This is a genomic window from Emticicia sp. BO119 (assembly GCF_013912375.1).
Lineage (GTDB): Bacteria > Bacteroidota > Bacteroidia > Cytophagales > Spirosomataceae > Emticicia.
In genome coordinates this window covers 1,591,431-1,608,672 of the sequence record NZ_JACETV010000001.1, presented here as the reverse complement: position 1 = coordinate 1,608,672, position 17,242 = coordinate 1,591,431, and the positions used below count along the sequence as shown (strand labels likewise).

The window sequence follows — 17,242 nt, the reverse complement described above, 5'->3', positions numbered from 1 at the left end:
AAAGACATTTAATCATGGCTATATTAGTTTTTACAGAGATTGCAGATGGTGCAATTAAAAAATCTTCGCTCGAAGCCATTTACTATGGTGCACAAGTTGCCGAAAAATCAGGCACTTCAGTTACAGCTCTGGTAATTGGCAAAGCAGACTCTGCTGAGCTGGTCATTGCAGGTAATTATGGCGCAACCAAAGTTTTGCACGCCAACGATGCAAAGTTAGAGCTTCCTAATAGCATGGCTTATGCAAAAGTATTGGCCGAAGCAGCCAAGACAACCGGTGCTAAAGTAATTATTACAGCCAAATCATCATTGGCTGATGCTGTAACTGCCCGTGCAGCCGGATCACTAAAGGCTGCTGTAGTGGGCAATGTAGTAGAATTACCGGATCTATCTAATGGTTTCAAAGTTAAAAGAAGCATTTTTACGGGTAAGGCCTTTGTCGATGTAAATATACAAAATGATATAACGATATTGGCAGTCAAGAAGAATGTGGTAAATCCTGTTGAAACCAATACTTCAGCCACGGTTGAATCATTTACACCAGCGTTAGATGACAATCTATTTACAGCAAAAGTTACAGAGACCATAAAAGCAACAGGAACAGTTTCATTACCAGAGGCCGACCTCGTGGTATCAGGTGGGCGTGGTATGAAAGGACCAGAACACTGGCAACCTTTATTAGACTTAGCAGAAGCTTTAGGAGCAGCAACAGCCTGTTCTAAACCAGTATCAGATCTGGATTGGCGCCCCCATCATGAACATGTTGGGCAAACAGGGGTAAAAGTTTCCCCAAATCTATATATAGCTTGTGGAATTTCAGGTGCTATTCAGCACCTCGCTGGCGTAAACTCCTCTAAAGTTATAGTAGTGATTAATAAAGATGCGGATGCTCCATTTTTTAAAGCTGCAGATTACGGTATTGTAGGTGATGTTTTTGATGTATTACCTAAACTAACAAAAGCAGTAAAAGACCTGAAATAGGAATTTCAACAACAATTAATAGCCTCGGTGATTAATTTTTACCGAGGCTATTGTGTTTTTAGGCGATAGATATTATTATTCTCCTATACGATTTACAGATTTGCTAAAGAGGGTCATTTGGATAAAAGAAAAAGATTTTAATAATTTGAGATTATCTGAATCATATATTTTTTGCTTTCTATTGGAAACCAAAACAGATGTTTTAAAGTTAAACCTGTGAACATTTGTCCCGCTGGACTTTTTTATCGATTAGATTAAAGGACAAATTAAGAAATCCTTATATTTGCAACGTGGAAAAAATAAAACTCGAAATATTAGGTCTATCTCCCAGCCAATCACAAACAGGCTCATTTGCTCTTGTACTGGCTGAAGAATTTGGTAATCGAAGATTACCAATTATTATTGGCATGTTTGAAGCGCAGGCCATTGCCATAGAAATGGAACGTATAACTCCAAATCGTCCAATGACTCACGACTTGTTTAAATCATTTGCCCGTGCATTTGATTTTACAGTAGAAGAGATATTGATTTCTGATTTACGAGAGGGTATTTTCTATGCCAAAGTTGTTTGTACTGACGGTATCCGACAAAAATCAATTGACGCACGCCCTTCTGATGCTGTAGCCATAGGGCTCCGTTTTCAGGTTCCGATCTATACAACTAATCAGATTTTGTCAGATGCGGGCATTACCGCGCAAGAAGCCACAACTGCTGATGAGCCGCAAGAGTTAGTTTCGTCTTCAACACGCCCTCAAAAAGTCACAAAAGACTCATTAAAGGATCTGAATCTTGAGGAACTTAACAATCTATTAAATCAGGCGCTGGCCAATGAAGAGTATGAAAAGGCGGCGAAGATAAGAGACGAAATAAGCAAGAGAAATTAACTGATAGATATAAACATCAAATAAAAAGCCATTTGCGGGATCGCAAATGGCTTTTTATTTTCAAAACCATCCCCTATTTACTTTAAAATATTTCCAACCTAATCAAAAAAGTACTCAAAATATCAAAATTTTGCTATTTTGCCAATCTCTATTAAAATATCCAATATCTTTGCGTTAGCTCATATCCTGCACTTTCAAACTATTAATAATAAATCACTATAAATTCCTATTATTTATGTTTACTTATCTGAAAAAAAAATTTAAAAAACACAAGGCTCGGACAATTTTCAAAGAATACCCTTATAAAATTACAGAATATGAATTGCCTGAATTTGGTAAAGTGAGTTTCGCCCGATGGGAAAACCCATTAGAAGCAAGGAAGGATATCAGCCAAGGCCAGGTCGACTTCTACAAAAAAATATTAAAAAAAGGTGACTTTATTATTGACATAGGTGCACATATCGGAGATTCTACTATTCCCATGGCTCTGGCAGTTGGTAAAGAAGGTACAGTTTTAGGGTTCGATCCTAACCCTTTTATTTATAAAATTTTAGAAAAAAATGCCACCCTTAATAAAGAATTGACAAATATTATTCCTTTAAGGCTGGCCATAACCACGCATAATGGTGACTTCTTCTATAATTCTTCGGAGGCTTCTTACAATAATGGCGGAATTGCTGAAACCAAAGAAAATACGCATGGCAAATTCGGTCTGGAAGAAAAGGTAAAAGGTGTAAAATTAGAGGAGTTTCTGAATGAAAATTACCCTGATCTGATATCTAAATTATCACTGATAAAAATTGATACCGAAGGATATGATACAGAAATACTAAAATCAATATTACCTTTTGTAAAAAAACACAAACCAAATCTGATTTTCGAATGTTTTGTTAAGTTAAATAAGACAGAACGGAACATTTTGTTTGACCTGGTTGCAGATTTAGGTTATGATTTATACTTCGTTGAAGCGTTTGACATAAATACCAAAAGGCAGAAGATCATGAGAGAGAACATGAGTGATTGGAAAACTTTTGATATTCTGGCAACCCCAAAAAATTAATGTTGCTGTATAAAAGGGCTTATTGATATTTGAGTTTTTATTCCTATCTTTCATCTTCAATAAGCCCTGACAAACCATATAATACTAATAATGCTTCGAGTACTTCGTAACTTTTTGCCAATTCCCAATAATGACCCTAATCCTTTTTTTAGGTACATTTCTTATATTGATATTTTTGGATTTTTTGAACGTGACCCATTCGGTAATTGGCTAATTTTAAAACGATTGATTATCCTCATTGCCGGTTTCCCAACTTATTGGCGCATTGCTGTTGCAAATCAGCTAAAAGTTGAAGGAGCTGAGAAAATTGCTCGTTTGCCAAATCAGAATGTGTATTTTATATCAAATCATCAGACTTACTTTGCCGATGTGATCACGTTTTATCATATATTTTGCTCAGTCAAATGGGGATTTGGAAACAGAGTTATTCCAATAGCATTATTTGCTCCCAGAGCCAGAACATTTTATGTAGCTGCAAGTGAAACAATGAAAGAAGGATTAATTCCCCGAATTTTTAGCTTAGCAGGGGCTATTTTAGTTGAAAGGTCATGGAGAGCCAAAGGGGAAAATGTAAAAAGAGAGTTGGATTCTTCAGCCGGTTCTAATGTAGCAAAAGGATTAAAATTTGGTTGGGTAGTGAGTTTCCCACAAGGCACTACAAGTCCATATGCGCCAATAAGGAAAGGCACTGCACATATTATCAAAGATGCGAATCCAATTATCGTTCCAGTGGTAATTGATGGCTTCAGAAGAGCATTTAACAAAACCGGATTGGCCTATAAAAAGAGAAATACCGAGTTGAGAGTAAAATTCAAAGACCCTATTCATTTTGCACCTGAAGCTACTGTCGAGGAAATTACAGAGGTAATCAAAAATATCATTGAGCAGGATATGCCCGAAAGAATTGCCCGATGGAGAGGTGAAACTTCAGAATCTGTTAAAAATCATTAAATTGGTCTATATTTCTTCTACATTTTCTATCTTTGCCCAAAATTGCGAAGCCATAAAGATTTGTTTTAAAAAGATTCACAATGCCAAAACGAAAATTAGGTAGTTATCCGAGTCTCTTAATTATTATTAGTTTAACAACCGCGTTATTTCTGATTGCTTTTACAGGCTGGATAGCCCTGACCTCTAAACAATTAGTGAGCTATGTAAAACAGAATATTGAGATTCAGGTCTATTTAGATAAATCACTTACTCAAATTCAACAGGATTCTGTACGGAATATTATCGCAAAAAAAAGTTATATAGCCTACGCTGATAATGTGCCACAGATAAAATTTATTTCAAAAGAAAGCACAGCCAAAAGAGTGCTGAAAGATATTAATGAAGATTATAGCTCTGTTTTGGGTGAAAATCCTTACCGAGATGCTTTTAGTTTAAGGATCAGAGAAACATATCTGAGTGAGTTGAATTTAGAAACAATTAAATCTGATTTAGAACAAATATCAGGCGTTTTTGAAGCTGATTATGCCAAGGATTTTGTAGATAGCATCAACAAAAATGCTTACAAAGCATTTCTGATTATTGCATCTGTAATTGTAGTTCTATTAGTTGCTATTTTCTTATTGATTAACAATACTATCCGGTTAGCATTGTATTCGCAGAGATTGATTATCAGAAGTATGCAGTTGGTGGGTGCGACAGATTGGTTTATTCAAAAACCCTTTATTAGTCGTGGAATATGGCAAGGTCTATTTTCGGGTATTATCGCCATCGGGCTGTTTTTTGGTGTTCAGCAAATAGCAGTAAATAAAATTGAAGATTTATTAGTTTTGCAGGATTATATCAAGATTGCATTTTTATGTGGTGGAGTGCTTCTTTTAGGAATTCTGATCAGTGTTTTAAGTACCTTTCAATCTATGCATAGGTATTTAAGAACCCCTCTTGAAAATTTATATTGATCGTTTCTATATAATCTTATGAGTTTAAAATTTCACATTATCTGTTTTTAAATATTTCACTTCATGTAAAGTCTATCCCTTTTATATGAATATACAATAAAAATATTATCCTTGGGATAAGGAAATTTACGATTATGAAAAGTATCACCTCTAAAGCACAGGAAGTAAAAAGCACCGATAATGGTGTTAACAAAAGTGCTCTTCCATTTAGCCGCCAGAACTATCTGTTAATGTTAGTGGGTATCGGTCTTATTCTTGTTGGTTTTTTTATCATGACTTTAGATAAAGAAGAATTCGGTTTTGGCTTTTTGGGTATCACACTTGGCCCTGCTATTACTTTTATCGGCTTTTTGTTTGAATTTTACGCCATTTTCAGAAAGAAATAATGCTTTCTGAAAATAGTAAAATCTTTGTATCTCATAAACTGAGTAATCATCATTTCGTCTTAATTATATTCGCATTTCCTAAATATTTACTAAAACATTATAATGGATCTTATTCAGGCTATTATCCTTGCTATTATTGAAGGAATTACAGAGTACTTACCTATCAGTTCAACCGGACACATGATTATTGGCTCATCCCTGATGGGTATAAGTGAATTAGATTTTACTAAAGTATTTGAAGTAAATATTCAGTTCGGAGCAATTTTATCAGTACTCGTTCTTTACTGGAAAAAATTCTTACAATCATTCGAGTTCTATGCCAAACTATTAGCAGCTTTCATTCCTGCAGCTATTATTGGTTTTCTGTTGAACGATTTCATTGACAGTCTGCTTGAAAGTGTTGTAGTAGTTGCCATGTCTATGGTTCTGGGTGGCTTTGTCTTGATTTTTATTGATAAATACTTTGAAAATAAAGCTACAAAAGCAAACATTAGCTATGCTGATGCTTTAAAAATTGGATTGTTCCAATGTATTGCCATGATTCCTGGTGTCTCTCGTTCCGCTGCAAGTATTATTGGTGGTATGTTTCAGGGATTATCACGTAAGGATTCAGCCGAGTTTTCATTCTTTCTTGCTGTTCCAACTATGTTTGCGGCATCGGCATATAAATTACTTAAAAGCTATAAAGCAGGCACTCTTACTTTTTCATCTGACCAACTTCAACTTCTAATAGTTGGCAATGTAGTTGCATTTATCGTAGCTATGATTGCTATTAAGTTCTTCATCAGCTATTTACAAAAATATGGCTTTAAGGTTTTTGGTTATTATCGGATTATTGTCGGCTTAATCATTCTGGGCTTAATTGCTGCAGGTTATGAATTGAAGATTGTTTAAAGCCTTAAATTAACAAACCCCTTATGCAAACAGTCGTTGATGAACGAAATGAAGTGCTATTGATCGACAAACCTTTGAAATGGACTTCTTTTGATGTAGTAAATAAGGTTCGGTATGCAGGTAAATATAAAAAGGTAGGTCATGCGGGTACTTTAGACCCTTTAGCTACTGGGTTGCTCATTCTGTGTACCAACAAAAAAACCAAAGAAATTGACATATATCAAGCACAAGAAAAAGAATACATTGGTACCTTGGTTTTAGGGAAAACCACTCCATCAGTTGATTTGGAAACTGATTTTGATGCCGAATACCCTATCAATCATATTACTCAGGAAGCAATTAGTGCCGCAATAGTAAAATTAACAGGTATAATTGAGCAAATTCCTCCGGCGCATTCTGCCATTAAAGTTGATGGTAAAAGGGCTTACGAGTCGGCAAGAAAAGGGGAAGAGATTAAAATAAAATCAAGACAGGTTGAAATAAAAACGTTTGAAATAGATACTACCAGCTTTCCTGAGCTCTCATTCAGAATTGTATGTTCCAAAGGAACATATATCCGTAGCCTTGTGAGAGATTTTGGCAAATTACTTCAATCAGGAGCATATATGAGCTCATTACGCCGAACCCGAATCGGAGATTTCAAAATTGAAAATGCGCTTACCCTCGAACAATTTCTGGATAATATTCGTAATTTTGCGCCCAATCAATCATAATCGTTGTTTTAAGTTAACGACGCCGATTGTTTTACAAAATACCTTACACATTGAAAGTATATTATAATCTATCAGATTTTAAGCCGTTAGAAAATGCGGTAGTAACGAGCGGCACATTTGATGGAGTTCATTTAGGCCATCAGAAAATCCTGCAAATATTACAAGAAACAACTAAATTATCAGGGGGCGAGTCGGTAGTGCTTACATTTTGGCCTCACCCTCGAATGGTAGTCTCGCAAGACAGTCAAGGTCTTAAATTATTATCTACAATTGACGAAAAAATTGAACTCCTCGAAAAACAAGGTGTAAATCATCTTTTAATAGTTCCTTTCACACGAGAGTTTTCAGAGTTAAGCTCAAATGAATATGTGCAGAAGATTTTACTTAATACCATTGGCACTAAAAAACTGGTCATTGGCTATGATCACCATTTTGGTCGTAATCGTGAAGGTAATTTTCAATATTTAGAAGATAACTCTAACCGATTTGGTATTCAGATTGAAGAAATTTCTCGTCAGGAGATTGAAAATTTAGTCATTAGCTCGACTAAAATCCGCCAGTCATTATTAGAAGGAAATGTAAAATCTGCAAACGATCTGTTAGGTAGATACTACAGCTTTTCTGGTATTGTAGTAAAAGGGCGCCAGTTAGGAAGAACCATCGGTTTCCCGACTGCCAATGTGCAGGTTTCAGAATCTTATAAATTAATTCCGGCTAACGGCGTATATGCTGTAAAAGCATTAGTTAGAGGTCAATGGCTAACCGGCATTATGAACATTGGCAACCGTCCGACTGTTGATGGTGTAGGCCGAACACAGGAAGTACATATTCTTGATTTCAGCAATGATATTTATGGAGAAAATATAACTGTTGAACTGGTAGATTATATCAGACCCGAGCAAAAATTCAGTAGTATTGAAGAATTAAAGACCCAGATTTTACGAGATAAAGAGCGCGCAATCCAGATATTATGAAAATAGATTTAATTGAAATCATTGGATGGATTGGGGCCGTTCTGGTAACAGGTTCTTATTTCTTAAACATTCAGGGGAAATTAAATGCTAAAGATGCCCGCTATATCTGGGCAAATGCTATTGGTGGAATATGCTTTATCATTAATACATATTTCCACCATGCCTACCCGTCTATGGCCGTTAATGTTATTTGGGTATTGATTGCTGCTTCTGCAATACTCCGAAAGAAATAGTATCAGGCATTTTTTACATAGCTACCCAATTTCTTGATTGCATTCCGGTGTTTTTTAAAGACTTTCTCCACATTTTCATCTTTGTGGAATCCTTCCAATTCAATAAAAAACCAGAAATTAAAGTCCTCGCTACCTTTATAAGGGCGGCTTTCAATTTTGGTTAAGTTGATGCCTGCCTTTTTAAAATCCTGTAAGAAATTGGCAAGAACACCTGGTTTATCTGTATCTGGCAAACGTGCAATAATGGTGGTTTTGTCATTGCCGCTTTTCTGATTCTCAAAGCCTTTAGCAAGTATATAGAATCGTGTACGATTCTGACCGTTATCTTCTATATTATTAAACAAAATAGGTAAACTGAATAGCTTTGCTGCGATTTCGGAGCAAATGGCTGCGCTTTCAGGATCCTCAGCAGCCAATTTAGCAGCTTTTGATGTTGATTCTACTTGGATTTCTTCAGGGTGTGTCTGTTCAAAATATTTGTTCAGGAAACCCCTACATTGCCTGAACGCAATATCTTTTGAATAGATTCTTTTTACTTTTGATGGATTTTCGGCCTCTGTAGCCAAAGCAAAATGAACCGGGATTTTTAATTCAGCAGCAACATTTACATTCATTTCATTTAGTAAATCTACAGTCTCATAAACAATTCCCTCCTGGTTATTTTCAATAGGAATCACCCCAAATTTTGCTCTACCCGTATCTACAGCTTCAAATACCGATTTGATAGTTGGCAATGTCATATATTCGCTCATTGCACCAAAACGACTTTCTGCGGCCTGATGGGTAAAGCTTCCTTCTGGTCCTAAGTAAGCTACTCTCTCCGGGAGTTCGATATTACGGGCAGCAGCAAAAATCTCTAAATAAATGGCTTCAATCGCCTCTTTATTAAGAGGGCCATCATTTTGCGAATTCATTCGGTCTAAAATTTGCTTTTCACGTTCCGGCCTGTAGATAAGGGCTTTAGTAGAACGTTTAATTTCTCCGACTTTATGTACCAGCTTCATTCTTTTATTAAGCAATACTAATAACTGGTCATCAATTGCGTCAATGTCTTTTCTTACTTCCTCAAGTGTCACTGTCTGGATAGGTGTTTAAATTTAAAATAAATGTAAGGGGGTTATTAAATTCGGAATTACAATCATTAAAACGCAAGACTTTTCAATCAGGCAACTTCTTTCACTTCAATTATTTTCTCCAGAACCTCATCAATTTCATCTTTCTCAATTCTCAGGTTATCGATAATAAACCGTTGGCGTTCAGGTGTATTTTTTCCCATATAATAGCTCAGAATCTTTGCAATAGAAGATTCCTTTTCTAAAATAACGGGTTCTAACCTGATATCTTCACCTATAAAGCCTTCAAACTCATCAGGTGATATTTCTCCTAAACCTTTAAACCGTGTAATTTCTGGCTTGGGTGAAAGTTTTTTGATCGCTTTTTCTTTCTCCTCATCCGAATAACAATAAATTGTTTCCTTTTTATTTCTAACTCTGAATAATGGTGTTTCAAGAATATACAAATGTCCTTCACGAACCAGATCAGGGAAAAATTGTAAAAAGAAAGTCAACAAAAGAAGGCGAATGTGCATTCCATCAACATCTGCATCTGTAGCGACAATAATTTTGTTATAACGAAGTCCATCTAAACCATCTTCAATATTAAGTGCATGCTGCAAAAGGTTGAACTCTTCGTTTTCGTACACAATCTTTTTTGTTAGACCAAAACTGTTGAGGGGTTTTCCTCTTAGGCTAAAAACTGCTTGCAATTCAGGGTTACGCGCCTTTGTAATTGACCCACTTGCCGAATCTCCTTCAGTAATAAACATAACAGTATCAAAGCGTTTCTCATTTTTCTCTTCGTCCAGATGAAAACGACAGTCTCTTAATTTTCTATTATGCAAATTGGCTTTTTTGGCTCGTTCGTTTGCCAGTTTTTTAATTCCTGCCAGCTCTTTTCTTTCCCGCTCCGATTGCTCAATTCTTTTCTTCAGTGCTTCCTTGATAGCTGGGTTCATATGAAGAAAATTATCGAGTTTTTCCTTAAGAAAATCACCGATAAATACCCGGATAGTCGGAGAGTTAGGCTCTGGTGACATGGTCAATGAGCCTAGTTTAGTTTTGGTCTGAGACTCAAAAACAGGCTCCTGAACCCGAATCGAAATGGCTCCTATAATAGACTGGCGAATGTCCTCTGGAGCATAGTCTTTTCCAAAGTGCTCCCTTACAGTACGAACAATTGCTTCACGAAAAGCTGACAAATGTGTACCACCCTGAGTGGTATTTTGCCCGTTTACAAATGAATAATATTCTTCACCATATTGATTGCTGTGTGAAAGTGCTACTTCAATATCTTCTCCCTTCAGGTGAATAATCGGGTATCTTAATGAATCCTCATCAGTTTTTCGTCGTAACAGATCTAATAATCCATTTTGTGAGATATATTTCTGCTTATTAAAGACAATAGTCATTCCTGCGTTCAGGTAGCAGTAATTCCATATCATTGCTTCCACAAATTGCGGAATGTAATGATAATGTTTAAAAACAGTATCATCTGGAGTGAAGGTCACTAAAGTTCCATTTTTCTGGTCAGAATCAATAATCTGTGACTCTTTGATTAACTCACCCTTTGTAAATTCAGCCCACTTTGATTTTCCTTCTCTGAAAGCCTGGACACGAAAATGAGATGAAAGTGCATTTACTGCCTTCGTTCCTACTCCGTTCAAACCAACCGCCTTTTGAAAGGCTTTGCTGTCATATTTTGCTCCTGTGTTTATTTTTGAGACAACATCTACTAATTTCCCCAACGGAATCCCTCTGCCATAGTCTCTAACCTCTGCTATACCTTCTTCCAATTTTATTTCAATAGACCTGCCATATCCCATGGCATACTCATCAATACAATTATCTAAAACTTCTTTTAACAAAACATATATTCCATCATCGGCAGAAGAACCGTCCCCTAATTTTCCAATGTACATACCAGGACGCAATCTTATGTGTTCTTTCCAGTCAAGTGAACGAATACTATCTTCATTATAAGTTACTTCCTTATTTTCGGCCATTTTGAAAAAAAATTTTGATTTTATGGATTTTATATTTTTACTTTGTATTTCAAAGTTCTTTTTAACACATACTTAACATGAAAGAGCAAATAAATAAAAAAACTTCACTTACTTTGCAATGTTTTCATCTCTTGTTCATTAAATACTTAAACAGCAATTCGGCAAATAACGTTATAGATATGAAATTTAACAAAAATAATTTCTTCCAAAGTTTTCTCAAATTTACGCTTTTTACACTAATTATCAGCAATTCTTTTGCACAAAATACAGGTAATCAACCCGGGAATGCCCCAACAAATGCGCCTGTAACACCAGTAAATCCAAACGCAACTCCGGCAAATCCGAATACCCCTGCAGGGCGTACCCAGCAAACCCCGAATATGCCTTTACCAACACGTAATCGTGTAACAAATCCTAATGATCCAAACGCTATACGAAATCTGACACTCAATCCAGCAGACCAATTGGCAATGACCAGAGAAGATTCTTTAAGGGCCATTCGTGAGGAAGAAGAAGAACAGGATGTAGCCAAAGCAACTTTGAGAAGAAGAATTTTTGGTTTTAATCTTTTTAATACAATCAAATTTGATCCTACTCCGGCTATCAATATCGCTACACCAAGTAACTATGTTTTGGGTCCGAACGATCAATTAATTATTGATATTTACGGATATTCCCAAGCTACTTATAAAGTAATCATTTCTCCTGATGGTTATATTACTTTAGACAGGGTCGGGCTTATATATCTGGCTGGTTCTACAATGGAACAAGCACGTGAAAAGGTTCTTAATAAATTATCAAAGGTTTATATTGGATTGCTCCCTTATGCCGGCAACCCTCCTAATACACATTTAGTGGTTTCATTGGGTAATATCAGAAGTATTAAAGTAACAATTACGGGCGAGGTAATTGCACCAGGCACTTACACGCTCTCTTCATTATCAACAATTCTTAATGCCCTATATGTTTGCGGTGGCCCCAATGAGTTAGGTACTTATCGTAAAATTCAGGTAATCCGTAATAACAGGGTTGTAGCTACGCTTGATTTATATGAAGTATTGATGCGTGGCTATGCCAAAAATAATATAATTCTTCAGGATCAGGACATTGTTCAGGTTTCACCGTATGTGGCTCGTGTTGCAATCCAAGGAAATACAAAACGCAACGGATTGTTTGAATTGACCGAAAATGAAAAGTTACAGGATGCTATTGCTTATGCTGGTGGATTTAATCAGTATGCCTATAAACATCGGTTGAAAATCCATAGAAACACAAGCCGTGAGCGTAAAATTATTGACGTTAAAGAAGAAGAATTTCCTACTTTTAATGTTATATCAGGTGATTCTATCGTGACAGAAAGATTATTGGAGCGATATGAGAATATGGTTACTGTTGAGGGTGCAATTTTCCGCCCTGGTCAATATTCATTAGACAGTAACCCAACCTTATTGGAATTAATTAAATCGGCAGAAGGATTAAGAGGAGAAGCCCTGACTGGCCGGATCGCAATAGTCAGAACACGAGAGGATATGATTATTGAAAATATTTCTGTAAATCTTGATGATATAATGAAAGGGAAAGCTGCTGATATTCCGTTAAAACGTGAAGATATAGTAACGATCCCTTCAATATTTGACCTTACTGAACCAGCCTATGTCCGTATTCAAGGGGCTATTAATAACCCCGAAGGTGTTGCAGGAATTGAAATCCCATTTGTGAGAAATCTGACCATTGAAGACGTGTTGGTTAAAGTTGGTGGTTTGTCAGAATCCGCCTCATTATCGAGAGTTGAAGTAGTGCGTAGAAAAAGAAATGTTGACCCAACTTCTGCAAACGCTCAAATATCAGATACCTACGAATTCAATATACGCCCTGATTTAAGTGTTGAAAATGCAGGCAATAATTTCGTATTGTATCCGTTTGATGAAATCTTCATCAGAAAATCACCAAATTATGTAAAGCAGGCTTTTGTTCAGGTTGAAGGTGAAGTAATTTTCCCTGACAAATATGGTATCAAAAGCAAAGATGAAAAAGTTTCGGATATTGTTAGTCGTGCCGGAGGTTTAACCCCTTATTCATATCTTGAAGGTGCAACCTTAATCAGAGAAATCCAGCTAAGCGAAATTGAAATAGAGCAGCGAAGAAAAGCTATTACTGAAATAGCCAATAGCGTAAAAGGTAATCAGACTATCGAAGTAGAAGATGTAGATGCTACAAAAAAATCATCAATAGGCATAGATTTAAGAAAAATCCTTGAAAATCCAGGCTCAACTGAAGATATGATTTTACAGGATGGTGATATTATCCGGATTCCTAAAAGACTGGAAACCGTAAGGGTACAAGGAGAAGTTTTATACCCAACCACCGTTAAATATTTCGATAGGGATAATTTTATGAATTATGTCTCAAAGGCCGGTGGTTTCACGAAGCGGTCGCTGAAAAGTAAATCATATGTTTTATATGCTAATGGTTCAGTTGACAGAACAAGAAGATTTTTGTTTGTGAATATTTACCCTAAAGTAGCACCAGGCTCTGAAATCATCATCCCTCAAAAAACCGTTAATGCGCAACAACAAATTGCACAAGTTCAGAATTTGTTAGGTACTATTGGTGCAACTATTACTACCCTTATTGGTATTATTGGTATTTTACAAATCACAAAATAATAAGGCTGTAACACAACACTAATTAATATAAGAAAATGGCTGAAACACAAATCATACAAGAAGAGCAGATAAGTACAAAAGATTTATTTCAGAAAATAATAAATGTATTCAGGCTGATAGGCAGTGAGTGGAAACTTCTTTTGATAGGGATTGCGGTTGGTACTTTATTAAGTATCTTAATGGATATAAACAATTTCAAAGAGTCACAGTTTTACGGAGAAATCCAGTTTAATCTTGAGTCAGGCAATCCTAATCAAGGCGGAATGGGTGGGTTAGCAGGCTTTGCCAATGCTTTTGGTATGGGTGGCATGGGTGGTGCACAAACAAATGATCTGTTTAGTGGCGGTAACTTCGGTTTAGTGATTTCGTCAAAAGCACTCTATGAAAAAGCCTTAATGAAGGAAGTAATGGTTGGTAACAAAAAAACTTTGTTTATCAACTATTATAAAGATAGTAGTGATATAAAGACTAACGAGTGGGGAGGCGACCTTTTCCATGAACCAAATAAAGCAGCCATTAATTTTAGATTTGTACCAAAAAGTCCGGAAAAATTTGGTAAAGTTGAAAATGAATTGTTAGCTACTATTTATGAAAAACTTGTGAAACAAACCGAATTAAAACCTTTAGATAAAAATGGTTCAATCATGATTTTGTCGGCAACGACCAATAATGAAATGCTGACAAAAGTATGGCTTGAGACCTTACTAAAAAGTCTGGAAGAGTTTTATAAAGATGTTCGTACTAAAAAGACCTTGGAAGTTTATAATTTTCAGGTAGAAAGATTGAATGAATTGCAAGGAAAGCTAAACTCAACTGACCGCCAGTTGGCTATTACTACATTTCAGAATATGAATGCTGTTGATCCGACAGCTCCGATGCGTCAGCAACAATTGAACAGAAATAATACTTATATTTCTAATCAATACTACAATCAAATGGCAACGGTTGAAAACCTCCGAATGTTATTGATTCATCAGACCCCTTTATTTACCCTGCTCCAACCGGTTCGTTTACCATTATTGCGAAAAGACTATACTATAGGTGGTAGCACAAAATTAGGAGCTTTTTTAGGCTTTTTCCTATGCCTTGTCTTTATCATTGTACGTAAAACATATCAGGAACTGGTAAGTTAAGTTTAAAATTTATTTTTGTCTGAATAAGTATTGTGAATGAAAAAATCAGAAAACGAAATAGTAATTAAGGCAGGTAAATCAGCATTGCATTATTGGAGAGAAGTCTGGCGGCAAAGAGAATTATTCTGGATTTTAGGTAAGCGCGACGTAATGGTTCGCTATAAACAAACAGTCTTGGGTATAGCCTGGGCAGTTTTTCGTCCACTATTAACAACCCTGGTAATGACTTTTGCCTTTGGGAAAATCGCCAAAATGGAAGTAGATGCTACCTTACCATATATGTTAATAGTAATTCCGGGTGTAATTATATGGCTATTCTTTTCACAATGTCTTTCTCAAATCAGTAATAGTATTGTAGGTAATAGTAACCTTGTTTCTAAAGTATATTTTCCAAGAATTATTATACCATTCAGTTCGCTTTTAGTAGGACTTTTAGATGCTCTCATAGCTTTTGCCATGTTTTTTGTATTTTGTTTTTACTACCATTTTACACCAAACTGGCAAATTGTGTTTGCTCCATTGTTTATGCTTCTGGCCTATCTGGGTGCATTCGGTTTTGGTCTGATAGCCTCAGTTCTTAATGTAAAATACCGTGATATTGCCCAGATAATACCTTTTATTGTACAATTTGGTTTCTTCATTTCTCCAGTTGGCTATACCAGCGAGCTGAGAAAAGATGCCTGGTGGTATCCCTACTACAATCTTAATCCGGTAGTTGGCACTATTGATGGTCTTCGTTGGTCTTTATTAGGCGACTACTCCCCTTTTAATTGGCAAAGTTTAATACCAACCCTTGTATTTGTAACTATTTCAGTCATCTTTGCAATTTGGTTTTTCCGTAAAAACGAAAACTCTTTTGTCGATTATATATAATATTGTACCCTGAGTGGCATTTCGCATGAAAGCAATTTCTATAAAAAATATTTCCAAAAAGTACATACTTAGTCATAAGAAGAAAAAGTATCAGAACCTTAAAGAAACTCTGACAGGCTTTGTCCAGGAATTTCTTACCAGTAAAGATGAACAAGAAACCAGAGAGGTTTTCTGGGCATTGAGAAACGTAAGTTTTGATATAGAACAGGGCGATAGAGTTGGAATTGTGGGTTCTAATGGTGCCGGAAAATCAACCTTATTAAAGATTCTAAGTAGAATTACCGAACCCACTCACGGAGAGGTAAAAGTCAGAGGCCGAATGGCCAGTTTATTAGAGGTTGGTACAGGCTTTCACCCTGAGCTAACTGGCAGAGAAAATATCTTTTTGAATGGCGCGATATTAGGGATGCGTCAGGATGAAATCAGAAAGCAATTTGATGAAATAGTTGATTTTGCCGGAATTGAAAAATTTCTTGATACTCCTGTAAAAAGATATTCTTCAGGTATGTATGTACGCTTAGGATTTGCTATTGCTGCTCACTTGGAGCCTGAAATCTTGATTGTTGATGAAGTATTAGCCGTGGGGGATTCTGAATTTCAAAAAAAATGCCTTGGCAAAATGAAAGACGTATCGAATGGAGGTAGAACTGTTCTGTTTGTAAGTCATAATGCCACAGCGATCCAAGGTCTTTGCAATAAGGCTGCTTTTCTACAAAAGGGAAATTTGATAAAATACGGTGAGGTTGGTGCAGTTTTGCATGACTACATGACCAGTATCTCAAAATTTCAGCTTAGTCAGAATTGGGGAACCCCTGAAGATGCCCCTGGCAATGACTATGTGAGGGTTAAACACATAGAAGTATTACCAGAGCTAATTAATGGCAGCAAAAATATTGACGTTCGTACCCCATTGAAAATAAGCTTTGAATTCTGGAATATGCTTGAAAAAGCTGATCTTAATTTAAGTGTATTTTTATATAATATGACCGGTGAGTGTGTCTTTAACGTTGGAAGTCAATCAAAAACTTTCTCGAAGGGATTAATTAAGGGGTTGCTCGAAATTCCAGGTAATTTTCTGAACGATGGCTCTTATTATATTTCAGTAATGATAGTAAAAGATACATCTGACCCTGTTTTTTTTATGGAAGATGCAATCAGTTTTGATATAGCAGATTTCAGGGAAGGCACAAGTTGGTATGGTAAATGGCCGGGTGCAATACGGCCTGTAAATATTCCTGTAAAGACATGGAAGGTTGATGGTTTAGTGTAATAAGTACCATTTAATATTAAAATGATATAAATCATGCCAAAGGTTTCTGAAAATCATCGTCATTATTTTCAGATATTAACTACATTTGCAAATCACATTTTTTTGAACGTACTGAAAAATTATTATTAAACCTAAAGGATTTTAGGTGCCACATATGATTTAGATGCGTTCTTCAACTTCATCGGTCTAAAACATTTGTTTCAACATA

Annotated in this window: 16 protein-coding genes; 14 read left to right on the top strand and 2 right to left on the bottom strand. The window is 36.0% G+C overall.

The window, feature by feature from the left end:
* The first annotated feature begins 14 nt into the window (after positions 1-14).
* The 10 genes from H1R81_RS06880 to H1R81_RS06835 all read left to right on the top strand — a co-directional run bounded on the left by H1R81_RS06880 (position 15) and on the right by H1R81_RS06835 (position 8,031).
* Positions 15-980, top strand: a complete 966-nt coding sequence (locus H1R81_RS06880; protein ID WP_181839921.1) for an electron transfer flavoprotein subunit alpha/FixB family protein — start codon at positions 15-17, stop codon at positions 978-980.
* Between the two features lie 290 nt (positions 981-1,270).
* Positions 1,271-1,864, top strand: a complete 594-nt coding sequence (locus tag H1R81_RS06875) for a bifunctional nuclease family protein (RefSeq protein ID WP_181840013.1) — start codon at positions 1,271-1,273, stop codon at positions 1,862-1,864.
* 235 nt (positions 1,865-2,099) lie between these two features.
* Positions 2,100-2,924 carry an FkbM family methyltransferase gene (locus H1R81_RS06870; RefSeq protein WP_181839920.1) on the top strand — a complete coding sequence of 275 codons (825 nt, stop codon included), beginning with the start codon at positions 2,100-2,102 and terminating at the stop codon, positions 2,922-2,924.
* Between the two features lie 90 nt (positions 2,925-3,014).
* Entirely contained in the window at positions 3,015-3,875 is an 861-nt protein-coding gene (locus H1R81_RS06865; RefSeq protein WP_181839919.1) for a 1-acyl-sn-glycerol-3-phosphate acyltransferase, read from the top strand.
* Positions 3,876-3,955: 80 nt separating this feature from the next.
* Positions 3,956-4,831: an ABC transporter permease gene (locus tag H1R81_RS06860; protein ID WP_181839918.1), complete on the top strand. Its 876-nt coding sequence runs from the start codon at positions 3,956-3,958 to the stop codon at positions 4,829-4,831.
* 134 nt (positions 4,832-4,965) lie between these two features.
* Positions 4,966-5,217 (top strand): DUF3098 domain-containing protein, encoded by a 252-nt coding sequence (locus tag H1R81_RS06855; protein WP_181839917.1) that lies wholly within the window; start codon positions 4,966-4,968, stop codon positions 5,215-5,217.
* A 102-nt stretch (positions 5,218-5,319) separates the two neighbouring features.
* Complete coding sequence (locus tag H1R81_RS06850) at positions 5,320-6,111, top strand: undecaprenyl-diphosphate phosphatase (RefSeq protein WP_181839916.1); 792 nt, start codon at positions 5,320-5,322, stop codon at positions 6,109-6,111.
* Positions 6,112-6,134: 23 nt separating this feature from the next.
* Positions 6,135-6,824, top strand: a complete 690-nt coding sequence (gene truB / locus H1R81_RS06845; protein ID WP_181839915.1) for a tRNA pseudouridine(55) synthase TruB — start codon at positions 6,135-6,137, stop codon at positions 6,822-6,824.
* Positions 6,825-6,874: 50 nt separating this feature from the next.
* The gene (locus H1R81_RS06840) at positions 6,875-7,798 is read left to right on the top strand and encodes a bifunctional riboflavin kinase/FAD synthetase (protein WP_181839914.1); all 924 of its coding nucleotides are present in this window, start codon (positions 6,875-6,877) and stop codon (positions 7,796-7,798) included.
* Complete coding sequence (locus H1R81_RS06835) at positions 7,795-8,031, top strand: CBU_0592 family membrane protein (protein WP_181839913.1); 237 nt, start codon at positions 7,795-7,797, stop codon at positions 8,029-8,031. Before H1R81_RS06840 ends, H1R81_RS06835 begins: the two co-directional genes overlap by 4 nt.
* Before the next feature lie 2 nt (positions 8,032-8,033).
* Here the strand turns inward: H1R81_RS06835 and pheA are convergent, their stop codons facing one another.
* The gene (gene pheA, locus H1R81_RS06830) at positions 8,034-9,107 is read right to left on the bottom strand and encodes a prephenate dehydratase (protein ID WP_181839912.1); all 1,074 of its coding nucleotides are present in this window, start codon (positions 9,105-9,107) and stop codon (positions 8,034-8,036) included.
* Positions 9,108-9,193: 86 nt separating this feature from the next.
* Positions 9,194-11,092 carry a DNA topoisomerase IV subunit B gene (locus H1R81_RS06825; RefSeq protein ID WP_181839911.1) on the bottom strand — a complete coding sequence of 633 codons (1,899 nt, stop codon included), beginning with the start codon at positions 11,090-11,092 and terminating at the stop codon, positions 9,194-9,196.
* Between the two features lie 179 nt (positions 11,093-11,271).
* Between H1R81_RS06825 and H1R81_RS06820 the strand changes: the two genes are divergently transcribed.
* From H1R81_RS06820 to H1R81_RS06805, 4 genes are read left to right on the top strand one after another with little or no spacing between them, the layout of a single operon-like run.
* Complete coding sequence (locus H1R81_RS06820) at positions 11,272-13,758, top strand: SLBB domain-containing protein (protein WP_181839910.1); 2,487 nt, start codon at positions 11,272-11,274, stop codon at positions 13,756-13,758.
* A gap of 35 nt (positions 13,759-13,793) precedes the next feature.
* Entirely contained in the window at positions 13,794-14,891 is a 1,098-nt protein-coding gene (locus H1R81_RS06815; RefSeq protein ID WP_181839909.1) for a hypothetical protein, read from the top strand.
* A gap of 36 nt (positions 14,892-14,927) precedes the next feature.
* The gene (locus H1R81_RS06810) at positions 14,928-15,764 is read left to right on the top strand and encodes an ABC transporter permease (protein WP_181839908.1); all 837 of its coding nucleotides are present in this window, start codon (positions 14,928-14,930) and stop codon (positions 15,762-15,764) included.
* A 25-nt stretch (positions 15,765-15,789) separates the two neighbouring features.
* The gene (locus H1R81_RS06805) at positions 15,790-17,034 is read left to right on the top strand and encodes an ABC transporter ATP-binding protein (protein ID WP_181839907.1); all 1,245 of its coding nucleotides are present in this window, start codon (positions 15,790-15,792) and stop codon (positions 17,032-17,034) included.
* Positions 17,035-17,242 lie beyond the last annotated feature (208 nt).